Genomic DNA, 21,544 nt, shown 5'->3' on the forward strand with positions numbered 1-21,544 from the left:
AGGCAAAAACACTGAGTATGCGTGTTTTTGCCTTTTTTAAGAACCTTAATATTATTTGGAATACATGCTCCACATCCCTATATCCTGAAAACCCATTCGTTTATAAATGGAACCCGCCCTTGGATTATCATAGAACAGGCACAGGATCTTCCCTTCGTTCAGCACGTCTTCGCACAAAACAGCAGTACAGCGGCTCGCGAGCCCTTGCTGCCTGTAATCCACATGGGTACAAACACCAACGACCATTGCCGAGCGGGAATTCTCCGCCGTTGTTGCCGCGGACGCCACCATCTTCCCATCCTTTTTAATAAAGTATGACCGTCCGGTTTTGGTGGTCAAGGTTTGAACCAGACTTTCTCTCGCGGTTTCTCTCCTCTGAAATTCCTTGATTGAGTTATGCATTTCGATAATGTCATCAGCATCATCAACCGCAGCGTATGTAAGATCATCCCGGCCGAGGCCTTTCATGGTAAAATTCTTTTCCTCAAGCTCGGCAAAATATAGATCTTTTTTTGCAGTAAACGAGAAAACTGGTTGAAACTGTTCAACAATTTCCTTTTTCCCCGAGAGCATTTCAAGGGGCGGGCCATCCTTTATAACCTTTGAAAACCCTTCAGCATTGATTGACTCTTTTGCATAAGGAAGGTAGTTTCCAAAGTACCGGAGCATAATCCCCTTTATGTCCCCTCCATTCCCGATGTCCACCCAGATATCCTGAAAATCTGACTTGTAACCAAAATTCTCAATATCTCCGAGGATGAATAGATTCATCGCCTTTTCCTCATCAAGATAATCCACAATCCGTTGATTCAAAGTGTCGTCTGCTTTAACAATCATGCTGCTTCTTCTCCTTCATTGTTTTCATTGCATCTTAATACGGCTTCGGACCTGATACTGCAAGTTGTCTTACTTCCTCAAGCATGTTCCGCCTTTTTTCATCGCCTGCCAATATGACGTTCCCGAAATAAAGAGAATGGGTGGCTTTTATGCCGCAAAACTCAAAAATACTAACATTGCGCGCTGTGTCCATGGCATCATGCATCCCGTTTTCATCGTAGATTTCAGACGGTGTGCCTGTCGTGCAAATCGTAACAGCTGACTTGCCTTGCAGACGCGGAACAGGCTCTTCCCCGTCGAGCTCATACGCAAAACCGTAGCTGAATACGCGGTCTATATAACCCTTCAGCAAGGCAGGCATCCCGCCCCACCACACCGGATAGATTAAAGCGAGGCGGTCGCACCAGGCAATGTACTCCTGTTCTTTCAGGACATCCGCCTCATAACGAAACTCAAGCGAATTCTTGTATTCGCTTTCGGTCAGAACAGGCTGGAAGTCCAAATCATACAGATTTCTTACATCAACCGAGTGTCCGCTTTTCTCCAATTCTTTCGAATACACCTCAAGCAGGGCATGATTGAAGCTGTGACTCGACGGATGGCAGAACAGCAAAAGATGGTTCATCATGTCTCGCCTCCTTCCACACACCTATACGACATCGTCTTTTTAAAATCCTTTCTCCACTAAAAAAAGATGTTTGATTACCAATTTCAGGGGAATCTCTATAGAAACAGAGGAGGCTGAAAATATGGAAATGCTCAACAATGTAGAGCGTGCACTGCAGCTCTTTGCCCGTACCGGAATTGAATTAAAAGAAGCGATATCCAAGCTTTCGGAAGAAGAACAAATCCTGTTGAATAAGTCCTATCCTTTTGATGTACCCTTCAGTGAATTCTCCAACAAAATTGTAGAATGGAAAGAAGAAATCGACCGGCTGGCAGAAACCCGGTAACACAAAAAGCCGTCCCTGTACATAAATCATGGGACGGCTTTTGTCGTACTTCAAATTAAATGTGAAATAAAAATCGATGCCGTGCCAAAATACACGAGCAGCGAAAAAATATCATTAAGGGTTGTAATGAGCGGGCCGGAAGCCACTGCCGGATCCACGTTGAAGCGGTATAACAGAAGCGGTATTAACGTACCTGCCAGCGTACCGATAATTAAGGTTAAAAACAACGAGCTTCCAACCACCAGGCCGAGGATCGCATTTCCCTGCCAAAAATAGGCGACCATCGCAATGAGGATTCCACATGTGGTGCCTATGATCAGTCCTACACCCAGTTCCCTCATGATGAGGCGCGCAACCACTTTTTTATCAATATCATTTGAAACCAGTCCACGGACAACAACCGCCAGCGATTGTGTCCCGGTATTCCCGGTCATCCCTGCAATCATGGGCATGAAAAAGGCAAGAGAAACAACTTTTGAAAGGGTGCTTTCAAAGGCAGAAATAATGCTCCCGGAGATAATGCCAATAAAAAGGAGCAGTATCAGCCATGGCAGCCTCCTGTAGGATGCCACAAAAGCACTCGTATTAAAATCAATTGATTTACCGGAAGCGGAGAGCTTCTCGATATCTTCATTTGCCTCTTCAATTAAAACATCGAGTACATCATCCACCGTTACGATCCCTAAGAGCACATCATTTTCGTCAACGACCGGGACTGCGATGAAGTCATACCGTTCAATGGTCCTTGCTACCTCCTCCTGGTCCATTTCAGCAGGAACTGAAATAACACGGGTGAACATCACATCTTCAATCTTCTCATTAATATCCGCAAGAAGAAGATCCCGGTAGGATACGACTCCGGCAAGCTGCCTTTCTTCATTAATGACATACAGATAATAGATGTTCTCTGCAAAGCCCGCAAATGTCTTCAGTTTTTCAACCGCATCCCGTACGGTAAACATTTGCGGAATCCAAACAAAGCGGTTAGTCATTATCCCGCCGGCGCTATCAGCCGGATACTGCATAAGAGATTGAACCGTCCGGGATTCATCCGCCCTCATGGATGCAAGAAAATCCTGAATTTCATCAAATGAAAAATTGCTCAGCAGGTCGGCCAAATCGTCATTTTCCATCTCGTTCATGATATGGGAAGAACGCTCAATGCCCAATTTGTGCAGAATTTCTACCTGGAGATCACTGTCAAGCTCCTGAATAAGGGCGGCCAGCTGTCTGGTCGTGAGGAAGGTGAGAAATTTATGCCGGTGTTTTTCCGGCAGCGTTTTATAGACTTCCGCGATGTCATATGGATGCAGTTCATCCATTAATTCCTGAAATTCTTTTTTCCTCAGTTCTTTCAGGCTTTTAATCACAAAAAGCAGAATCTGATTTTCCGTCATTTCCTTGAACACGAATGTCACCCCCTTTGTTAATGCTCCTATTATATAAGAATCTCCAAGAAACTGCGAATGCAACATGAATTTTATCATGATTTGCAGGGTTGAATCTTATTGAAAACTTGGGGTATAATCGAAACAGCATAAAAAGAACGCAGTAACTGACGAGAGCGTGTGGAATTGACCACAGGGAAGCTGCAAGCATCAACCTAAAAAGCCGTTCGTCTGGGCAGGGGGTAAGGGATCAGTGTATCTATTCCTTGCCCCTTTTCTATTCTCAGGAGGTAATCAGAGTGGAAAACAAGCTAATACTCAATGGCACACGTGTCGCAACTGATGTTAAAGAACAATTAAAGGGCAGAGTGGAAGATCTGACAAGCCGGGGCGTTATCCCTTGTCTGGCCACTGTGCTTGTAGGCGATGATCCGTCGTCGGCCACCTACGTCAAAATGAAAGGCAACGCGTGTGAAAAACTCGGCATCATTTCCAAAAGGATTCATCTTCCTGCGGAAATTACAACAGAAGAGCTGTTAAAAACCATTCAAGAGCTCAATGAGGACGAAGAAGTGCACGGAATCCTGCTGCAGCATCCCGTACCTTCACACATCGATGAGAGAGCGGCCTTCGAAGCCATTGACATCGAGAAAGACGTGGATGGTGTCACGAGCTGGGGATTCGGACAAACATCATTCGGCTTCGGAAGCTATCCGTCCTGTACTCCAGCTGCCATCATGGCGATTCTGGATTATTACGATGTTCCGATTGAAGGAAAACATGCGGTTGTTGTCGGCAGAAGCCCTATTCTTGGAAAACCGGTTTCCATGCTTTTGCTGAACCGCAACGCTACCGTGACCACCTGCCATTCCCGCACACAAAACCTTCCAGAGATCGTTAAGCAGGCAGACATTGTCGTAGCCGCGGTCGGAAAACCGAAGTTTATTAAAGGTGACTGGATCAAAACAGGAGCAGTTGTCATGGATGCCGGTTACAATCCGGGCAACATTGGTGATGCGGATTATGAAGAATGCGAAAAAAACGCAGGAGCCATTACTCCGGTTCCCGGCGGAGTCGGTCCTGTGACCATCTCTATGCTCTTGAAGCATACAGTTGATGCTGCCGAGAAGAAGTTAAATCAATAATAGAAAGAAAAAAGATCCATGCGCCGGAACGCATGGATCTTTTGTTGTGCATTTATTAATTTACTTACGAGTGCTTTGGCGGGTAAACCACGTAAAATGGCGGTATTCGGAAGAGCCCCGTTCTTAAAGCATTCCTGGTTTACTGTGCTGTCAAAATAAGCGGTCCATCTTTGGTTATGGCCAGGGTATGCTCATATTGTGTGGACAGGGAACCATCAAATGTTCTTGCCGTCCAGCCGTCTTCATCAATTTTCACATAGCGTTTGCCGGTGTTTAACATTGGTTCAATCGTCAGTACCATTCCTTCTTTCAGCAGCGGACCGGTTCCTTTAGGGCCAGCATGCGGAACCTGAGGATCCTCGTGCATCGAACGGCCGATGCCGTGGCCGATAAATTCACGCACGACCGACAACCCCTCACTTTCAGCATATTGCTGAATCGCATGCGAAATATCACCGATCCTGTTTCCGATCACCGCCTGCTCAATGCCGAGGTACAGGGATTTTTCTGTAACTTCCAGCAAATGGCTTGCCTTTTCCGAAACATCGCCCACTGTATACGACCATGCGGAATCTGCAAGCCAGCCATTCAGATTTACAACCATATCAATTGTTACGATATCTCCGGACTTCAGTTTTTTCTTATTTGGAAAACCGTGGCAAATAACATCATTTACAGATGCACATGTAGCGAAAGGATATCCCTGATAGCCTTTTTGCTCGGGGCTAGCACTATTCTTCTTTAAAAAACGCTCCACAAACGTATCGATTTCGAGCGTTGAAATGCCCGGTTTGATGATTTTTTTGATCTCCTTGTGGCACTCTGCCAAAAGTGTTCCTGCTTCATTCATTTTTTCAATCTCTCTTTTTGACTTATAAATAATCATGTCTTTTCCTTTCCCATCCTGCAATATAAGTAGGTTAACTTACTATATTCTTTGTTTCTCCATTTGTTCCCTTGATTGGATGTTTAAAAACAGCGGCAGGCGCAAATCAATGATCGATTTACGCCTGGTGGCTTTGTTTCATTCTAGATTCCACGACCTTGCCTCCCAGCCAGAGAACAAGGATGCCGAATACGGCAAGTCCCAATTTTAACGGATTTTTGATTACATCCAAAAAGTCATAGCCAATAAAAGAAATAATTGCGATCATCACGAGTTTCCCAAGGGCCACCGACAGCATGAAGGTCTTTTGGTTCACTCTTGAAAGCCCTGCAATCACATTGATTAACGCAGAAGGGGTAAATGGAAAACAATAAATGAGGAAAAGCGTTCCAAATCCATGTCGTTCCATCCATGCCAGCAGCTTCGCAATCTTATGATGCCTTGTGACAAAGTGAAGAAATCGCTTCTGTCCAAACTTTCGTACAAGAAAAAAGACGACCAGTGACCCCAGCACCGCACCCAGCCACGACAATAGCGCCCCCAGCCAAAAACCATAGGCTGCTGCATTTCCAGCTACGATAATAAACAATGGCAATACGGGAATGATCGCCTCCAGCAACGGGAGAAGCACGCCGGGCAAAAAACCTAAATCCCGGTATTGCTCTAAAAAATGCAGAATGTTTTCTTGCGTTAAATACGATTTCCACTCACTCCAATTCATAGCCCGGTCTCCCTTCTATATAGCATCATAATTTCCATTTCAGCTTAATTTAATCCCATGGCGGGTCTCTTTTATTTATCGCCAAAATTAGACAGACTTTTCAACTAGTTTACCATATTTCCGCCATTCGTCCTAGTAACACGTACCTGCAAAGCTTTAACTCCCCATAAAAAAACTCCCCAAAATGGGGAGTTCATTATTCATCCATCAATGCCTTATACACCTTTAAGTCCAGTTCCTTTGCCTTTTCGGCATTATAGGTTTTCTCATACCGGGGCTCCTGTACAATCTTCGCTCCCCAAAACATGCTTTCAAATACCTGCTGAACTTCCACTTCAATCTTCGCCAGTTTAAGAGGTACGCCTTCCATCTCATCTTCCAGTACTGCCGCAATTCCATTAATAGAATAGACGGTTTCCAGCCCGACAACGGTTAAAACAACCTGGGGATTCGCCTTAATATTGGCAATGATCCGTGAATTGGTCGTTACTGAAAACCGGATTCTTTTTTCATCGCAGCTTTTCACCCAGGAGATCGCGGAAACACCCGGGGCTTTTGAATCGGCTTCCACCGTTCCAAGCAGAACCAGTTTCTCTCCTTGTAAAAACTCAAAAAGCTCACTTGAAAGTTGTACAGGAATTTCCATTTTCGCCATGTCATTTGCTCCTTCTCATGTCACGAAATCCGGCTTTTGCTGTGCCAGTACCGCTTTAGACTGGACGACAGGCCGGCCCGATGAAGAGTCTATAAATTCAACGGCTTCCATAAACCAGCTGTCAGGCGCTTTATGGCCCCAGAATGTCTGGCGTCTCGGATCGTTAATATCCCATTTAACCGGCTCAAAATCAGGATCGCATGTCAGGTAGTCACCATTGTACAGTTCGATGCGATTTCCGTCCGGGTCCCGGATGTACAGAAAGAAAGCATTGGAAAGACCGTGTCGGCCCGGCCCTCTTTCAATACAGTCGGCATGCCCCATGCTCGCCAGCACATCACAGGCATGGATCAGGCTCATCGGATCGGACAGCCAAAAGCCAATATGGTGCAGACGCGGTCCTTCCCCATTCATAAAGGCAACATCGTGGACGGAGGGCTTTCTGTGCAGCCAGGCGGCCCAGATGCTGTCATCTGCCGTGGCTGTATATTCTGAACAGCGGAAGCCTAGTTCATCATTGTAAAAGGCTACCGTTTTTCCCACATCTGGGACCATGCAGTTTACATGATCGATTCTTTGCATCCTGGCGCCTCTGTACAAATCATATTTTTGCAGACATCGCTCCACCGTTTCCATTTTCGCAAAAAACTCCAGCGGTATTCCGTCCGGATCGGTCGCTTTTAATGTACGGCCTAAAGCTTTTTGGACACCTGCTTCTTCCCATTCCGTATAAAGGCTCTTGCTTTTGAAAAGGCTTTCGATTTTCTCCAGATCGTCTTCATGCCAAACTTTATATCCTATGGAGTGGACACCCGGCTTTTCTGCTTTTTTCAAAACAAGGCAATGGTGGCAATGTTCTTCCAGTCCTCTTAAGTAAATGTGCTGATGATCACTTTCAGTTTCAATAAAGCCAAGCGCATTAACATAAAAGTCACGAGAGATATTCAGATCCGTAACATTCATGACAACCCGGGCCACGCGAAGAATATTAAAATCCATGACACGCCTCCTTAAATACCGTCATAATTGTGGTTATTCGTTTTAACCCTGTTCAAAAACTCCTGAACCATTTCTTTATAGGGTTCCTTGTTAAACCCGTCATAGTAGATATTAGACATTCTTGCCGGGTCACCAAAGAAGTAATATTCATAAAGGGCTTGCCTGCCGCCGAACGAGCTCATGCATACGTCCCACGCGAGCCGGAAGAGCTGGACACGCTCATAGCCATTGATATTGGCACCCTGCGTATACCGATGCACAAGTTCCCCTATATCATCTGCCTGAAAATCAGCTTCCGTCGGAATTCCCATCAATCCGGATGCCCCGAGGATACGGACAATCTCCACCATACGCTGATACATCTTTGGAAACCAGTTTCTTGCCGCGTTAAGCGGTGCAAAATCAGGCGTCATGTTTCCGTAAGCATCAACAGAAGCATTTTGCTCGGCACGGAACATATGGGATCTCATCGTTTCAAGAATCAGCATCACCTCGGAAGCTTTCTCTTTTACATGAGGAAAAACATCAATACCAATTGCATCCATCATACTGAGGATAATGCCAAGAACAAATTCGGTTTTCACCGTATTCTTCGCAACTACCTGATGGGCCATATGCACGATTGCATTCGTCTCCACATAGGTGCGGTTGCAAATATCCGAACTTCCTCCAACAAAAACGCGCTCCCATGGGACTAGAACATTATCAAAAACGACAATGGCATCGCTCTCTTCAAACCGAGAGCTTAACGGATGATCCCATTGGTTTCTTCCCTGATCAAAGGATTCACGGCATAAAAATTTCAACCCTTCCGTATTGTTCGGAATGGCGAATGCCATCGCATAAGGATCGTCTTCAGAAGCCGCTTTATTGAGAGTGGAAGGAAAGACCACAATCTCATCCGTTACACCGCCTAGCGTTGCCAAAAGACGGGCCCCTTTTACGACAATCCCATCCTTATTCTTTTCTACGATTCTCGCAGACAGGTAGGGATCTTTTTGCTCGGACTGCTTTTTCGACCGGTTAGTTTGTGGATGAATGAGCGTATGGGTAAGACTTACATCATTTTCACGGCAATAATGGTAATAGTTTCGGGCATTTTCTGCAAACATGGGGTCTCCCTGGGCAAAAAAGGAGTCTGCAGTTCCAAACGCCATGACACTCGTATTGAGGTAGTCGGGTGTCCGTCCCATCATTCCGCCGGTATAGCGGGCCCACTCTGAAAACATTTCACGCCGTGCGATCAAATCATCCTTTGTTTTTGGTGCGATAAAAGACAGGCCCACCTTCTCTCCCGTTGTATCCGAGGTATAGAGCATTTTATCTCCTTTTTCGTGCTGGAGATCGAACAGATTAGCTATGGACCGCACAACATTCCGTAAGGCAGGGTGTTCGGTTACATCACTCACCCTTTTTCCATGGATCCACACATTGTTGTTTGCCGCTTTCAAACCATTCATATATTGTTCTCCCGTGCGTGCCGGCAATGTCGTTCCCTCCTTTTAAAAAATAGTTTGCTAACTTCAGGCTTTTGTACGGGCTGATGCCGCTTTGTTCTTTTTTCCAAACTGCTGAATGTGATGATCACCCACAGCCACATGGACGACCTTCATTTCTGTATAAAATTCAAAGGCATAGTGGCCGCCTTCTCTCCCGATCCCTGAAGCCTTGGAACCGCCAAATGGAATGCGCAGATCACGAACATTTTGGGAATTCACCCACAGCATACCCGCTTCCACTGCTCCAGCTACACGGTGGCCCCTCTTCATGTCACTGGTCCACACGTAGCCCGCAAGACCGTATGGAACATCATTGGCAAGCTCAATAACTTCTTCCTCTGTTTTGAACGTCATAACGGTCAAAACAGGGCCGAATATTTCCTCCTGTGCTACTTTCATATCGTTTTTCACATTTAATAGAAGAGTAGGCGCGACAAAGTTTCCGTTTGAAAGGTGTTCCGGAACCTGGCCGCTGTAAACTTCGCACCCTTCCTCGGAAGCAATGGCCAAATACCGTTTAACATTTTCATAGTGGTCTCTGTGAATAAGAGGGCCGACCTCCGTTTCCGCGTGAGACGGATCGCCCACAATGATATTCTGCACGCGCTCCTTGAGGGCAGTAATAAATCTCTCACTTATGGATTCCTGTACAAACAGCCGTGAATTGGCTGTGCATCTTTCTCCATTGAATGAAAAGATTCCCCATACACAAGCATCTAGCGCACGGTCAAACTCGCAATCTTCAAAAACAATGATCGGTGATTTGCCGCCCAGTTCCATGGAGTACCGTTTTAGGGAGTCAGCTCCATTCCTCATGATCTCGGAGCCCGTTTTTGTCTCGCCGGTAAACGATATGAGCTGCACATCGGAATGAGCCACCAATGCCGCTCCCGCCTCTTCCCCAAAGCCGTGTACAATATTAAAAACTCCCTGCGGAAGGCCTGCCTCATGAATGATTTCACTCAATTTGTGGGCGGTAAGCGGCGACCATTCAGCCGGCTTGAGCACAACCGTATTACCCGTGGCAAGGGCGGGAGCAACCTTCCATGTTTCCAGCATAAAAGGGGCATTCCATGGCGTAATCAGGCCGGCAACTCCTACTGGTTTTTGCATGGTATAGTTAATGAACTCATCATCAACATGATAAGCCTCACCCGACATCCGGTTTTTCACCATTTCCGCATAAAACCTGAAATTATCCGCAGCCCTGCCCACCATTTTTTTTGTCTGTGCAATCGGCAAGCCCGTATCAAGGGATTCCAGTTGGGCCACAACCTCAATATCGCGGTCGATCAAATCGGCAATCTTATTGATATATTTCATTCTTTCATTGAGCTTAAGCGTCCCCCACTCTCCCTTTTTAAAGGCTGTTTTCGCCGCAAGAACAGCGGCATTGATATCTTCTTTCATTCCTTGGGAAACCTGGTTTAATACCTCATTGGAATAAGGGCTGATATTGGCAAACGTCTCACCGGATTCCGAACTTACAAACTCGCCATTAATATAATGAGGCACCGGATCCTTAAGATTGCTGCTCATGAACCGCACCTCCTGCCGGTGTGTTCCTGCTTCGGCCATCAAGGATCCTGTTTTCCAGACTGCCAAGATAGTCAATCTCCAGCCGGACCGTATCCCCCGGATGAACATGGGAGATTCCTTTCGGTGTTCCGGTCCAGATCACATCATTTTTTTCCAATGTCATAAATGAAGAAATAAACTCAATAAGCTCTGCAATTCCATAGATCAAATCCCTGGTGTTCCCCTGCTGCCGCAATTCACCGTTTACATACGTGCGCAGCTCAAGGTTATTCACATCGGGAATATCTTCCGCATCCACAAAATACGGTCCGAGCGGCCCAAATGTGTCGTGGCCTTTGGCACGAACCGGCGGCCGGTACATGTTGTTGACAAAATCACGAACCGTTACATCATTGGCAATTGTGTAACCGCTTACAAAATTCAACGCATCACTCGCTTTTATGTTTCTTCCTTCCCTGCCGATCACCACGGCCAGTTCATTTTCATAATGCATGTAAGTTGCTCCGTCAGGATAATAAACAGGAGCTTTATGGCCGATTAAAGAACTGTTTGGCTTAATAAAAAGAACCGGCTCGGCAGGTCTTTCCAATCCGAGTTCATCGGCGTGGTCTGCATAATTCAGCGCCAATCCAATCATTTTATTCGGCTTCAAAGGAGGCAGCCAGACCTCTGCTTCATCCATCCCAATCAAGCGTCCACAATTCAGCAAAAGCTGATCATCCTGAACAGTTGCCGTTCTTTCACGCCCCTCAAAAATTACACGCGCATGCTTCATTGTGATTCACTCCCTATCTTGTTTAACAGTCCATAGCTGTTTAGTACAGTGCGGATTTCTTCCTGTATGCTTTGGGATGGCACATCCATTGGCAGCCTCAGCCTTGGCTTTATTTTCCCCATCATGCCAAGCGCGGCTTTTAGCGGGGCCGGATTGGTATCCCTGAACAGAACATCATTCAACGGCATCAATTCATAATGCAGCTGCGTGGCTTCTTCCACGTTGCCGGCTTCCCAGGCATTATAGACCTCAGCCACTTTTCCCGGCAGGATATTAGCCGTCGCACTGATATATCCTTTCCCGCCAATGGCAAGCATTGGATAACAGAGAAGCTCAATTCCGGAGAAAAGAAGAAAATCTCTTCCACAGTTCAACAGTACACGATTAACATGTTCAAAATCTTTGTTGGATTCCTTTACCCCAATGATGTTGGGACACTCTTCATTCAGCCTGGCCAGTGTTTTCGCTTCAAGATTGACGCCGGTTCTGCCCGGAATGTTGTAAACGATGAGCGGAATATCGACAGACTCAGCCACTGCTTTAAAATGCTTGAACAGGGCATGCTGGGAAGGTTTATTATAGTAAGGGACGATGACCATTGCTGCGTCTGCTCCCATTTCCTGGGCGGCTTTCGTTAATTGAAGCGTTTCCTTGTGGTTGGTTGATCCTGTACCAGGTACGAATGGCACCCTTCCAGCTACAGCAGAGAAAGCCGTTTCCATAACCTGCTCTCTTTCTGCCAATGTTAAAGAACTTGGCTCCCCTGTTGTACCCGTAACCGAGATGCCGTGACTTCCACTGTCAATATGCCAGTTAATCAGCTCTCTCAGCGTTTCAAGGTCCAGGCTGTCATCCTCCGTAAAAGGAGTAATAACGGGGGCTATTGATCCCTTCAGTTTTTGCTTTATTTCTTCAAACGGATGTGCATTCAACTTCATCTCTCCTTTAGTTATAGTCAATCTATCATCTATGTGTAATTTCTTAGCTCTCTGTCGTTCTTTTCCTCGAGAAATGCCTGTACCGTATTCAGCTTATGAGTTCGGACATAGGCTTCAATTTCCTCGAATGGCCTGGCATCCCTCAGCATATCAATGATGACTTCATGTTCCTCAATCGATTTTTTTGCACGTGCCGGTTTTGTTGCAGCTCCCATCTTCCTCACCCGGTCCAAACGGTTCCAAGTGGATTTAATATTTTCAGTCAAAAATTGATTAAGGCAAAATTCATACGTTAAGCTATGGAACTCCCTGTTGCAATTGCCGAACATCAGAAAATCAAAATTGTCGAGAGCTTCTTTCATCCGGTCATTAATCGCGGTGAGCTCATTAATCCTGCTCGCAGGAAAATACTGTGCTGATAGGGCGGTTGCATACCCTTCGAGCACTGCTAACACGGAAAGTGTCTCCAGGTATTCCTTTTCATTGAACGGAGTGACTATCGCCCCACTGTATGGCTTGAAGCGAATCAGGCCATCTGTTTCCAGGTTTCGGATGGCTTCCCTTACGGGGATCGCGCTTGTCTGAAGCTCCCTCGCCAGCTGATCAATTACAATTTTGTAACCGGGTGGATAGCGGCCATCCAAAATTCTGGATTTTATAACCTTGTAAGCATATTGTTGTTTACTGATTTTGGAATTATTATTCATAATTCTATGATAATTCAGAATCATATATGATTTCAACCTATTTTTCGGAAAATCATATATGATATTTAAACACCTGAAGATTTTAATTTTTCTGACAAAACAACTTGCTCCTCCAACATTTCTGTGATATAGTAATTCCAACCATTTAGACTTTGATTACATATTCAGTTTTTTGTAAGTAAATGTTTGAAAGGTTCTATGGTAATAAAAAGGCACAGGGTGCAAAGTTTTAGGAGGCTAGGAATGGAAACAGGTAAAGTAAAATGGTTCAATGCAGAAAAAGGATTTGGTTTTATTGAAGTTGAAGGTGGAGATGACGTATTTGTACACTTCTCTGCGATTCAATCTGATGGCTTCAAGTCACTGGAAGAAGGCCAGGAAGTTGAATTTGAAATAGTGGATGGCGCTCGCGGACCGCAAGCTGCTAATGTTGTAAAAAGATAAACCCATAAATAAAAGGACCTGCTTAGCGCGGGTCCTTTTTTATTTCTATGCTGTCTTATTCGGGAAAAATAATTTTAAAATACGTCCCCTTACCCATTTCGCTTTCTGCTTCGATCCGTCCGTTCATTTCTGCTGCCATGCGGTAACTGGCCATTAATCCCAAACCGGTACCTGTGGATTTTGTCGAAAAGAACGGGTTGCCAAGCATTCGCAGCTGTTCTCTTCCCATGCCAATCCCCGTATCGGATATATGTATCTCAATCTCACGGTTGCCTTTCACTGTGGAAAGGGTTACCATCCCTCCTTGCGGTGTGGCTTCAATGGCATTTTTTATAATATTCATTAAGATTTGTTTTAATTTCCCCTGGTCACCGAAAACATAGACCTCTTCTTCCCCTTTTTGGACCAGCTCCACGCCTTTTAATAAGGCAAAAGGGTACATTACTCCCTTCAATGACGACAGCAATTCGGTGACATTCAGCCGCTCAATCTTTGATGTATTCGTTTTAACAAGTGATAGATAATCGGAAATAATGGTTTGGGCCCTGTCGATTTCCTCAATCATCATTGTTAAAAATATTTTTTTGTCTTCCGGTATGTATTTTTCTTTTTGGAAAATTTGCATGAAGCCTCTTGCTACTGCCATTGGATTTCGCACCTCATGAGTTACAGAAGCGGCAAGCTGCCCTACCGAATGGAGCATTTCTGACTGCTGCAGCTGCAAGTTCAATGCGTATCTGATCCGTTCAATCAGGGAAACAACCGCAATAACCGCCCCTGCCTGCACTACGGGATAAAAGGTATAAACCGATGTTTTGGACGCATCCCAATTCACTCCCCCTGTGAAATAAAGATAAAAATAAAGGAAGATCAGGTTGGAAAGTGTAATGCCGAATAAAATGAATGATACTCTGCCAAGCTTTTTCCGGATGGGAAGCATATGATAACTTTTATGCTGGGCGAGAAACACCCATCCCGTCAGTAACGCAAAAAAGACGGCAGTCACCAAACCGTCCCCACCAAGATAAAGCCGGTATATGATGAGCAATCCTGCCGTCAGGCACCCCGGTATAACGCCGCCATATAAAAAGCTGATGGCCAGCGGGACATAGCGCAAGTCAAAAAATATGCCATCTGCAAAGGGAATAGGGAAACTCATGCAGACAAGAAGAACACCGGCATTGATGATATTAAACAGAAAAGAAGCTTTTGGCCATTTGACATCTTTATTCTTTTCAAACAATACAAATTGTAAAGCAATAAGTGGAACGAGGATGACCAATAAATTTATGATCAAATGTTCTATCATCTATACCCTCCTCCCTCCAGTCCTATTTAGATATTTCTTCAGAATTCTTCATTTCCCTTCTCTTTTTTGACAAACTTTGCATCTTATCAGAATCTGCCCTCATCTCATTGTGGCAGAGAATCATCAACAGAATACCGCTTACGACCGAGATAAAGTAAAAGCCAAAACCAGCTCCTGGAATCAAATAAAAGCCAAGAAAAAAAATAATAGCCGCAACCGCCAGCAAATGAAGCATCCAGGATTTCAGCATAAAGCCTCACCCCCACAAGATTTTTAACAGTTTATTCTTCTCCCGTTTTCCTGTGTCTGTCTTTCATTTATCCGACTGCCTTTGGTTAAGATGTATGATTTTGTTTAGAATCTCATTCTTGTCCTGCTCACTGAATAAGCCCAATTGATGAAGAAAAATGGTATAGTGCTCAACCCTTTTCAATGGGGTAAAATGACTCCACTTCATTGTTTTCGCCCTTCTTTCCTTAGGGAAACTTTTTTTATAATAATAAACATATTATGCAGTGAGAGTAGAAGTGGACACACTATTTCATAGTTAAAATATTTAAGTTGTCGAACATTAACGTTTGAAATGTCGAAATTTGTGGAATCGGTACCTAAAGTACTAGAAAACAGCACCGAGAATTCTTTCAAAGGAGCTTTTGCCTGTGAGACCTTATCAATTCTTTGAACTGGAAGGGTACACCAGGAAGCCGTTTTGTTCCAATACATTTGCGCTGTATTCCAGTCAAACCAATATGAATGAGACTTCGGGCTGGCTATCACTCTTTCAAGGCCGCTTAACGTCCGTTCAGCCTTTGATGAACCAGCTGTGTTTGGAAATTGAACAGCTTTACGGGGATGCATGCTGTACGATCATGCTGCTGGACCCGAAAAAGCAACGGTTTTATGTAGGTGCTTGCCCTTCCCAATCTGACAAATATATTCAGTCCTTAAATGGTATAACACTGGCAGTTAATTTGTACGAGAAAAAAAGACTGCCTCCTCCTATCCATACCATCCTTTCCATCAGCAAAGAAAACAGTAATCCTTCATTTTTATCTGAACTTAACGGTCAGTGTGTCATTCCTTTTTATAATGATAATACCCAGCAATTAATGGGACTATTTATAGTAAACCTGCCTCGTAAAAGCCATTTATGCGATCAACTTCTTTCAGGGCTTTGTCACCGGACGGAAATCATGAGCATGGAAATGACCAAGGCTACGGTTCAGTAATAAGGGTAATTAAATCCTTTTAAAACACAAAAAAAGCCGTTTCTACGGCTTTTTTTCAGGTACAGACAAAGGATGAAATCCGGTTTGTATCCATGCCAAAGTAATTCCATCTGAAGCCATTCCACCGGAAGCCTGCGATCGAGCGAAATCCGGCAAATGTCAGCCATGCCCAAAACCCCTGGCCATTGTTTTGCCAGATGTAAACATACCGGAACAAACAAGGGCGTATTGCTCCCGGGTCTACAGCAAAGGTCCCTGCCTGGCCAGACGTAAATGCAGGTGATGCTTGCGGTACGTAGGTTGGCGGTGGTCCTGGCGGGAAACTGCCTGCTTGCTGGCCGCTCTGACCAGGAGGCGGCCCCGGGGGGAATCCCCCTGTACCCTGCTGTTGACCAGGTGGTCCTGGTGGAAAGCCTCCCGGGAATTGCCTGCTGTTCTGGCTCCCCGGAAACTGAAACTGTCTGCTATTCAACATCTCATCTCCCTTTTTGTGTACTACCCTATATCGTATGCCTTCCTGTCCATAGTGTGTAGGCATTGCCTGCAGGTGAAAGAAAAATGGCGGGAGGTTTGTACTGCCTTTAAAAAAGGGTAATGAAGTAAACAGAAGGAGGGATTGCATGTCTCGTATAAGAAGCGGAATAAAAGGCGCTGTGGTTGCCTTTTTAATCAGAGAAGGTAAAAGGAGAGTCCTTCCTTACGTAATAAAAAAAATCAAAAACAGAAACAGATAAAGTGACCCCAATAAGGGTCACTTTTTTTATATCATCTATTCTTTTAAACAAACGTGGAACGCTGGTCACTTCCCGCAGCCCTGTTTTTTACTTTCTGCCCCACATGAAAAAACGGAAGCGCCAGAAGAGAAAGAAGGCTCAGGCACCCAAACACATAAAATCCATGAACAAAACCAAAGGACTTCAGGAGCAATCCTCCAATCCATGGCCCCGCACTGTACCCGATCGAACGAAACGACATGGCTCCAAAAAAAGAACCGCGCATATGATCTGGAGCCAAATCATCCAGAAGAACATCGCTGACGACAAATACAATGATTTCCCCCAGGGTTAATATCACCATGGAAACAACAAGAAATGTCCAATTCGATGAAAGACCGAACCCCAGCAGGGCCAGGCTGAAGGAGACACTTCCGATTCGCAGCGCAAACATGGGATCGAATCTTTTTACGTAATTTGTTACTGGATACTGCAACACCAAAACGGTAACGGCATTAGTTACAATAAGATAGGAAAACAGCGTTACTCCATTTTCGAATAAAGGAGAGCTTCCCATATATTGTGCCAGTGTTGAATCCATTTGTGCCTGTGCCATGAGCACCACAATATTCCCCAGCAAAAAATAAAGAAGAACTTTATCACGGCTGACGACATAGGCCGCTCTTTTTAAGGACAGCTTCTTTTCCTGCTGCGGCTGAAGACTGTTTTTATACTTCTTCATCAAAAGCATAACTACAACCGCATAGAGAAAATAGACAGCTCCAGTTATGAAAAAGGTTGTCATGGAACTCGAACTTCCAAGATAGGTTCCTGTAACCGGCCCAAGAGCAGCACCTGCATTAATCGCGAAATAACGGGCGTTGAACACTCTCAGGCGGTTCTCCTTTGTGGTCACATCTGCCAGCAATGCCCTCGAGATTGGCTCAAACCATGACCGGCATAAACCATTTAATGAATTTAAAACGAAAAAACTCCACACAGCATCGGCCAATGCGAAACCGGCAAAAACCGCGCTCCATGTGAGTATTGCGATAATCATGACCGGAAAGCGTCCAATCCGATCAGACAAGTAGCCACCGATAAAACCGCCAAACGTACCCGTCAACGCGCTGATCCCAATAATCAGGCCAATGGTTTCCGGCTCCATCCCCTTCTCCCTGTGAAGAAAGATAGCCAAAAAAGGCATTGTCATAAAAAAAGCGGCCCTGGAAAAAAAGGTTCCCATAATAATCGTCGTTACTACAGGATGCCATTCGCGAAAAAGTTTATTCTGCATGTCCCATACCCCATGTTCCGTTAATTAACTTCTCTCTCCCTTTAATTTATCATGACTCTTCACCCATACCCACCTTTATATTTTCTCTAATAAAAAGTGAAACCTTTTTTGCATGTGCACGTCTAATAGAATGTAACCCCCCTTTTTCATATAGAACATAAAAAAGCCCCTGACCAAGGCTTTTTTATGTTTGTTAAAAAAGTGAAGGGTTTTTTTGTGTTTATAAAAAAACATTAGGCTTTTTTATGTTTGTCAAAAAAGTGAAGGTCTTTATGTTTTGTATAAAAAATATTGGATCCTTATCAAAAAAATCACACATTCCCCTATAACAATTATGGGTTTGATATATTGTACTCATCCCTATCAACCCCCTTTTTCATCGTAGAAAAAAAGAGCTTTGCAGGCCATACCTGCAAAGCTCTTTTTACGTTTTAATAGCACTCATCGCCTTCACAAAAATGCATCTTTTCGTCTCTGATTCCGCATCGAATCGCTTTTTCGACCGCTTTCTGGGGATAAAGCCCTTTTAACATTCGGTCACCGATCACCATGGTTGGCGCGGCCGTAATGTTTTCAGCTTTTACTCTTTCCCGAATCCGGTTCAATTTAAGCTCATATTCTTCAGAATTCAAAACAGCATGGAACGAATCTCTATCGAGTCCGGATTGTTCTGCAATCTCTGTAAGGACGTGTTCAGAACCTATATCCTGTCCCTCTGTAAATAGAGCAGAAAAAACACGTTTTACATAATCCTGGGCTCTGCCTTGTTCTTTTGCGTAAATATACCCCTGATGGGCTAAATGCGTATAAGGTATGGACGCTGCTACAGGATGCTTGATCGTGATCCCCAATTCCTTGGCATGGGGGAGAACGGAAGATTCCCAGCTTTCTTTCATATCTTTCCATTCTTTTGTTGGCGAAGGAAATGGGTGCAGTTCCAATGGAACCCACTCTAATTCAACATCCCTGCCTTCTTGTGCCCTCTGGATCACAGATTCCGCAAGATAGCAATAAGGACAAGTAAAATCAGAGTAAACTTTAAGTTTCACAGTCATACGATACACCTTCCTCGCGATAATCAAAAAGGGATTAACCTCTCCTTACTCATATAATAGCAGAGCACTGCACAGAAATGTACTATTCAGCTTAGGACAAAAGTGATATATTTAGAAGGTCTTTGCCCATATAGCACTATATATAGATAAAGATAATTACATACAACCATACACAGTATCAAACAGGGGGATTAATTTAGTGATTTTAATGGCAGGAATGATAGGAACAGGCAAAACCACTTTTGCCGAGCTGATCAGCTCAAGGCTTGGGAGTGAGGTATATTATGAAAGTGTGGGTGACAACCCCATTTTGCCTGATTATTATGTCGATCCAAAGCGGTGGGCATTCCCTTTGCAGATCTATTTTTTAAATACTCGTTTTAAAACCATTCGGCAGGCATCGAAAGCACAGGATAACGTCCTTGACCGCAGTCTGTATGAAGACCTGATTTTTGCCGAATTGAACCACGAAGCCGGAAATATGAGCAAATTGGAGTTCGAAACGTATAAAGACTTGCTTGAAACGCTTATGCAGGAATGTGCACCTTCGCCTGACAAACGCCCTGATCTCTTAATTTATCTGGACAGTGACCTTCCAACGGCTTTATCCCGCATAAAAAACCGGGGGCGTGATTATGAGCAGGTCGAAAGTCATCCTGAGCTTTTCGACTATTATAATACCTTGCACGGAAAGTACAAGGAATGGATTAAAAACTATACAAAAACACCACTTTTGATTTTAGACAGCAAGAAATACGACGTTCATAACCCACAGGATGCCGAAAAAATCCTCAGCCTGGTTAAGGAAAAACTTTTATCCCTTGAACCTGTAGCCGTTTGAAAGAAATCATGAATAATCAGCTCCTTCTTTAAAAAGACTAGTACTACCAATATTACGAGGAGCTGACGACTTGTGCTAATGTGGATCTTAATGGCCGCAGGCTTTATCCTTTGCGCTGGAGGACTGGTATGGACGTGGAAAACATTACAGTCCAAGCGTACAAAAAACGCTTCGGATGGAGAGGTAAACGCAGCGGTTGCCAGGCATAACATTGTTTTAAACCCTGTGCTGCTGGCATTTGTTTTCTTTTCCATTGCAGTCCTTATCATTATTTATGCTTTTTATTTCATTCGTACGTAGGCTAATCTTAAAACTGCTCTGTGGAGACCCGCGGAGCAGTTTTTTTCATTCATTTTAATCAAGAATCCCCATGGATTCTATATGTTCTCGTGTTATTGGCTGTCCATGATCATGTATAAATTGGTAAATGTCTTTTAACGCCTGGTCATATCGGTGATTGTCCAGATCGTTGTGATAAGGCACATAAGGAACATGAGATCGCCAAAACGTGTCCCTTGCTGCTTCATCACATGCCCTGAATAACTTGGTAAGACGATTTACCTCTTCACTCGTTGCTTCGATTTCAAATTCAAAGCTGGAAACCGTTTTGTCAGAATGAACTTCTCCAGTTTCCACGTTCACATAGTACGGCTGCTTTTCCAGAATCATCACTCCCGTTTTTCTTTTATCATGTTTCACTTCATGGAAAAACATGCATTACGTGAAGACCTGTCAAATCAAAAAAGCAGACCCTTCAGGATCTGCTTTAATTGTTCCCCCGGTATACATACTGTTCTTTTGGAGCAGCTGTCTTTTCCCAGGATTGAACCTTAACATACGGAATATTTGTTTTGAACGGCTGATAATAGATTTCGGATATCTGGCCTTTTACGGTAATCCAGTCATCGTCCTTCAGCTTTACCCCATCCGGCATTTCAACCATCATTCCGTATACACCCGAATCGGCGACGCAATGGATAATGCCGAACCGGAAGACAAAGAGCTGGTTCTTTTTCGTGTCTGGGTCATTATACACAAACCCTTTAAACGAAATGGTTTTATCTTCAAAATCCCCAGGATAATTATAGACAGTTTCCATTCCCTTAAGAAAGTTCGTATCATTCAAGGCAAGGGTATCGTATTTCGTATACTTCTTTTTTTCCTTTCTCATCAGCTTATCATATGCATCCTGCCCGTAATAAACACTGGTGTCCGGACGAAGAAACTGATTTTGTGCATAAGGATCTCCTTTGGACTCCTCATTGACCGGAAAATGAAATCCCTTTGCCTTCACAATATTTGAGTCCATTGTGGCAACAGGGAGAAAGATCCCGGTGATCACAGGAAACGCAAAAACGGTATACACAAATATTTTTTTATACCATGTATCCTCAACAGAATGATCATGGTCACAGTGATTACAGCTATCCGAGCCTTCATCCTCTTTCACGGCATTTCGGAATTGCACGATGGTCAGGAGAGCCAACGCGAACATCACACTAAATGACAGGTACGAATATTTCATATTAATGTATTTGCTTATATCTCCAGTCGCGTGAAGCTGCATAATCAAAAAGGTAAATCCCATTAACAGGCATCCCCGTATCATAACGC

General features: G+C 44.3%; 26 protein-coding genes and 1 riboswitch. Of the genes, 6 read left to right on the top strand and 20 right to left on the bottom strand.

From position 1 onward, the window contains the following. Positions 1-51 precede the first annotated feature (51 nt). Positions 52-837: a GNAT family N-acetyltransferase gene (locus QYB97_RS04640; RefSeq protein WP_301164759.1), complete on the bottom strand. Its 786-nt coding sequence runs from the start codon at positions 835-837 to the stop codon at positions 52-54. Positions 838-871: 34 nt separating this feature from the next. Further along, on the bottom strand, positions 872-1,465 hold the full coding sequence (locus QYB97_RS04645) for an NAD(P)H-dependent oxidoreductase (protein ID WP_301164760.1): 594 nt from the start codon (positions 1,463-1,465) through the stop codon (positions 872-874). Between the two features lie 121 nt (positions 1,466-1,586). Here QYB97_RS04645 and QYB97_RS04650 point away from each other — a divergent pair, with 121 nt between their 5' ends. Beyond that, complete coding sequence (locus QYB97_RS04650) at positions 1,587-1,790, top strand: hypothetical protein (protein ID WP_301164761.1); 204 nt, start codon at positions 1,587-1,589, stop codon at positions 1,788-1,790. A gap of 50 nt (positions 1,791-1,840) precedes the next feature. On the opposite strand, the gene mgtE is transcribed toward QYB97_RS04650, so the two are convergent. Beyond that, positions 1,841-3,199 (bottom strand): magnesium transporter, encoded by a 1,359-nt coding sequence (gene mgtE, locus QYB97_RS04655; RefSeq protein ID WP_301164762.1) that lies wholly within the window; start codon positions 3,197-3,199, stop codon positions 1,841-1,843. Between the two features lie 132 nt (positions 3,200-3,331). Beyond that, positions 3,332-3,422, top strand: a riboswitch (ZMP/ZTP riboswitch). Positions 3,423-3,477: 55 nt separating this feature from the next. Here mgtE and QYB97_RS04660 point away from each other — a divergent pair. Then, positions 3,478-4,323 carry a bifunctional 5,10-methylenetetrahydrofolate dehydrogenase/5,10-methenyltetrahydrofolate cyclohydrolase gene (locus QYB97_RS04660; protein ID WP_301164763.1) on the top strand — a complete coding sequence of 282 codons (846 nt, stop codon included), beginning with the start codon at positions 3,478-3,480 and terminating at the stop codon, positions 4,321-4,323. 139 nt (positions 4,324-4,462) lie between these two features. On the opposite strand, the gene map is transcribed toward QYB97_RS04660, so the two are convergent. The 9 genes from map to QYB97_RS04705 all read right to left on the bottom strand — a co-directional run bounded on the left by map (position 4,463) and on the right by QYB97_RS04705 (position 13,066). After that, complete coding sequence (gene map, locus QYB97_RS04665; protein ID WP_301164764.1) at positions 4,463-5,209, bottom strand: type I methionyl aminopeptidase; 747 nt, start codon at positions 5,207-5,209, stop codon at positions 4,463-4,465. Positions 5,210-5,327: 118 nt separating this feature from the next. Next, the gene (locus QYB97_RS04670; protein WP_301164765.1) at positions 5,328-5,930 is read right to left on the bottom strand and encodes a TVP38/TMEM64 family protein; all 603 of its coding nucleotides are present in this window, start codon (positions 5,928-5,930) and stop codon (positions 5,328-5,330) included. Between the two features lie 196 nt (positions 5,931-6,126). Next, complete coding sequence (locus tag QYB97_RS04675; RefSeq protein ID WP_301164766.1) at positions 6,127-6,585, bottom strand: pyridoxamine 5'-phosphate oxidase family protein; 459 nt, start codon at positions 6,583-6,585, stop codon at positions 6,127-6,129. Between the two features lie 15 nt (positions 6,586-6,600). Next, a complete protein-coding gene (gene hpaD, locus QYB97_RS04680; protein WP_301164767.1) occupies positions 6,601-7,584 on the bottom strand; it encodes a 3,4-dihydroxyphenylacetate 2,3-dioxygenase in 984 nt (327 codons plus the stop codon). Between the two features lie 11 nt (positions 7,585-7,595). After that, entirely contained in the window at positions 7,596-9,071 is a 1,476-nt protein-coding gene (gene hpaB, locus QYB97_RS04685; protein ID WP_301164768.1) for a 4-hydroxyphenylacetate 3-monooxygenase, oxygenase component, read from the bottom strand. Between the two features lie 36 nt (positions 9,072-9,107). Next, positions 9,108-10,622: a 5-carboxymethyl-2-hydroxymuconate semialdehyde dehydrogenase gene (hpaE, locus tag QYB97_RS04690; RefSeq protein WP_301164769.1), complete on the bottom strand. Its 1,515-nt coding sequence runs from the start codon at positions 10,620-10,622 to the stop codon at positions 9,108-9,110. Further along, entirely contained in the window at positions 10,606-11,397 is a 792-nt protein-coding gene (locus QYB97_RS04695) for a fumarylacetoacetate hydrolase family protein (RefSeq protein WP_301164770.1), read from the bottom strand. The genes hpaE and QYB97_RS04695 overlap by 17 nt, the downstream gene beginning before the upstream one ends. Beyond that, positions 11,394-12,329, bottom strand: coding sequence for a 2,4-dihydroxyhept-2-ene-1,7-dioic acid aldolase (gene hpaI, locus QYB97_RS04700; RefSeq protein WP_301164771.1), 936 nt, complete (start codon positions 12,327-12,329; stop codon positions 11,394-11,396). Before hpaI ends, QYB97_RS04695 begins: the two co-directional genes overlap by 4 nt. 35 nt (positions 12,330-12,364) lie before the next feature. Further along, positions 12,365-13,066, bottom strand: coding sequence for a GntR family transcriptional regulator (locus tag QYB97_RS04705; protein ID WP_425589757.1), 702 nt, complete (start codon positions 13,064-13,066; stop codon positions 12,365-12,367). Between the two features lie 219 nt (positions 13,067-13,285). Between QYB97_RS04705 and cspD the strand changes: the two genes are divergently transcribed. Beyond that, complete coding sequence (gene cspD, locus QYB97_RS04710) at positions 13,286-13,486, top strand: cold-shock protein CspD (protein WP_301164772.1); 201 nt, start codon at positions 13,286-13,288, stop codon at positions 13,484-13,486. 55 nt (positions 13,487-13,541) lie between these two features. On the opposite strand, the gene QYB97_RS04715 is transcribed toward cspD, so the two are convergent. From QYB97_RS04715 to QYB97_RS04725, 3 genes are all read right to left on the bottom strand, one after another. After that, positions 13,542-14,795 (bottom strand): ATP-binding protein, encoded by a 1,254-nt coding sequence (locus tag QYB97_RS04715; RefSeq protein WP_301164773.1) that lies wholly within the window; start codon positions 14,793-14,795, stop codon positions 13,542-13,544. 22 nt (positions 14,796-14,817) lie between these two features. After that, a complete protein-coding gene (locus tag QYB97_RS04720; protein WP_301164774.1) occupies positions 14,818-15,045 on the bottom strand; it encodes a hypothetical protein in 228 nt (75 codons plus the stop codon). Between the two features lie 63 nt (positions 15,046-15,108). Further along, entirely contained in the window at positions 15,109-15,252 is a 144-nt protein-coding gene (locus QYB97_RS04725; RefSeq protein ID WP_301164775.1) for a hypothetical protein, read from the bottom strand. 202 nt (positions 15,253-15,454) lie between these two features. Between QYB97_RS04725 and QYB97_RS04730 the strand changes: the two genes are divergently transcribed. Then, positions 15,455-16,024 carry a hypothetical protein gene (locus QYB97_RS04730; protein ID WP_301164776.1) on the top strand — a complete coding sequence of 190 codons (570 nt, stop codon included), beginning with the start codon at positions 15,455-15,457 and terminating at the stop codon, positions 16,022-16,024. Positions 16,025-16,079: 55 nt separating this feature from the next. On the opposite strand, the gene QYB97_RS04735 is transcribed toward QYB97_RS04730, so the two are convergent. From QYB97_RS04735 to QYB97_RS04745, 3 genes are all read right to left on the bottom strand, one after another. Then, positions 16,080-16,499 (bottom strand): transporter, encoded by a 420-nt coding sequence (locus tag QYB97_RS04735; protein ID WP_301164777.1) that lies wholly within the window; start codon positions 16,497-16,499, stop codon positions 16,080-16,082. Between the two features lie 302 nt (positions 16,500-16,801). Beyond that, entirely contained in the window at positions 16,802-18,034 is a 1,233-nt protein-coding gene (locus QYB97_RS04740; RefSeq protein WP_301164778.1) for an MDR family MFS transporter, read from the bottom strand. A gap of 431 nt (positions 18,035-18,465) precedes the next feature. Beyond that, on the bottom strand, positions 18,466-19,089 hold the full coding sequence (locus QYB97_RS04745) for a DsbA family oxidoreductase (RefSeq protein ID WP_301164779.1): 624 nt from the start codon (positions 19,087-19,089) through the stop codon (positions 18,466-18,468). A gap of 208 nt (positions 19,090-19,297) precedes the next feature. On the opposite strand from QYB97_RS04745, the gene QYB97_RS04750 reads away from it, so the two are divergent. Together QYB97_RS04750 and QYB97_RS04755 are read left to right on the top strand one after the other, a co-directional pair. Next, positions 19,298-19,930 carry a deoxynucleoside kinase gene (locus QYB97_RS04750; protein WP_301164925.1) on the top strand — a complete coding sequence of 211 codons (633 nt, stop codon included), beginning with the start codon at positions 19,298-19,300 and terminating at the stop codon, positions 19,928-19,930. A gap of 72 nt (positions 19,931-20,002) precedes the next feature. Next, the gene (locus tag QYB97_RS04755; protein ID WP_301164780.1) at positions 20,003-20,230 is read left to right on the top strand and encodes a hypothetical protein; all 228 of its coding nucleotides are present in this window, start codon (positions 20,003-20,005) and stop codon (positions 20,228-20,230) included. A 54-nt stretch (positions 20,231-20,284) separates the two neighbouring features. Here QYB97_RS04755 and QYB97_RS04760 read toward each other — a convergent pair whose 3' ends face one another. Next, positions 20,285-20,599 (bottom strand): hypothetical protein, encoded by a 315-nt coding sequence (locus QYB97_RS04760; RefSeq protein ID WP_301164781.1) that lies wholly within the window; start codon positions 20,597-20,599, stop codon positions 20,285-20,287. A 97-nt stretch (positions 20,600-20,696) separates the two neighbouring features. Then, a complete protein-coding gene (locus QYB97_RS04765; protein WP_301164782.1) occupies positions 20,697-21,539 on the bottom strand; it encodes a TIGR03943 family putative permease subunit in 843 nt (280 codons plus the stop codon). Positions 21,540-21,544 lie beyond the last annotated feature (5 nt).

This window comes from Fictibacillus fluitans (assembly GCF_030418125.1).
Lineage (GTDB): Bacteria > Bacillota > Bacilli > Bacillales > Fictibacillaceae > Fictibacillus_C > Fictibacillus_C fluitans.

Bases quoted from the DNA above. Each gene is read 5' to 3' on its own strand.
- QYB97_RS04645 (WP_301164760.1), bottom strand. From the start codon at position 1,465: ATGATGAACCATCTTTTGCTGTTCTGCCATCCGTCGAGTCACAGCTTC.
- QYB97_RS04640 (WP_301164759.1), bottom strand. From the start codon at position 837: ATGATTGTTAAAGCAGACGACACTTTGAATCAACGGATTGTGGATTAT.
- QYB97_RS04725 (WP_301164775.1), bottom strand. From the start codon at position 15,252: ATGAAGTGGAGTCATTTTACCCCATTGAAAAGGGTTGAGCACTATACC.
- QYB97_RS04715 (WP_301164773.1), bottom strand. From the start codon at position 14,795: ATGATAGAACATTTGATCATAAATTTATTGGTCATCCTCGTTCCACTT.
- QYB97_RS04705 (WP_425589757.1), bottom strand. From the start codon at position 13,066: ATGATTCTGAATTATCATAGAATTATGAATAATAATTCCAAAATCAGT.
- QYB97_RS04740 (WP_301164778.1), bottom strand. From the start codon at position 18,034: ATGCAGAATAAACTTTTTCGCGAATGGCATCCTGTAGTAACGACGATT.
- QYB97_RS04720 (WP_301164774.1), bottom strand. From the start codon at position 15,045: ATGCTGAAATCCTGGATGCTTCATTTGCTGGCGGTTGCGGCTATTATT.
- QYB97_RS04670 (WP_301164765.1), bottom strand. From the start codon at position 5,930: ATGAATTGGAGTGAGTGGAAATCGTATTTAACGCAAGAAAACATTCTG.
- map (WP_301164764.1), bottom strand. From the start codon at position 5,209: ATGATTATTTATAAGTCAAAAAGAGAGATTGAAAAAATGAATGAAGCA.
- hpaD (WP_301164767.1), bottom strand. From the start codon at position 7,584: ATGGATTTTAATATTCTTCGCGTGGCCCGGGTTGTCATGAATGTTACG.
- QYB97_RS04760 (WP_301164781.1), bottom strand. From the start codon at position 20,599: ATGATTCTGGAAAAGCAGCCGTACTATGTGAACGTGGAAACTGGAGAA.
- hpaE (WP_301164769.1), bottom strand. From the start codon at position 10,622: ATGAGCAGCAATCTTAAGGATCCGGTGCCTCATTATATTAATGGCGAG.
- QYB97_RS04650 (WP_301164761.1), top strand. From the start codon at position 1,587: ATGGAAATGCTCAACAATGTAGAGCGTGCACTGCAGCTCTTTGCCCGT.
- QYB97_RS04675 (WP_301164766.1), bottom strand. From the start codon at position 6,585: ATGGCGAAAATGGAAATTCCTGTACAACTTTCAAGTGAGCTTTTTGAG.
- QYB97_RS04765 (WP_301164782.1), bottom strand. From the start codon at position 21,539: ATGATACGGGGATGCCTGTTAATGGGATTTACCTTTTTGATTATGCAG.
- cspD (WP_301164772.1), top strand. From the start codon at position 13,286: ATGGAAACAGGTAAAGTAAAATGGTTCAATGCAGAAAAAGGATTTGGT.
- QYB97_RS04695 (WP_301164770.1), bottom strand. From the start codon at position 11,397: ATGAAGCATGCGCGTGTAATTTTTGAGGGGCGTGAAAGAACGGCAACT.
- QYB97_RS04745 (WP_301164779.1), bottom strand. From the start codon at position 19,089: ATGACTGTGAAACTTAAAGTTTACTCTGATTTTACTTGTCCTTATTGC.
- QYB97_RS04735 (WP_301164777.1), bottom strand. From the start codon at position 16,499: ATGTTGAATAGCAGACAGTTTCAGTTTCCGGGGAGCCAGAACAGCAGG.
- QYB97_RS04750 (WP_301164925.1), top strand. From the start codon at position 19,298: ATGGCAGGAATGATAGGAACAGGCAAAACCACTTTTGCCGAGCTGATC.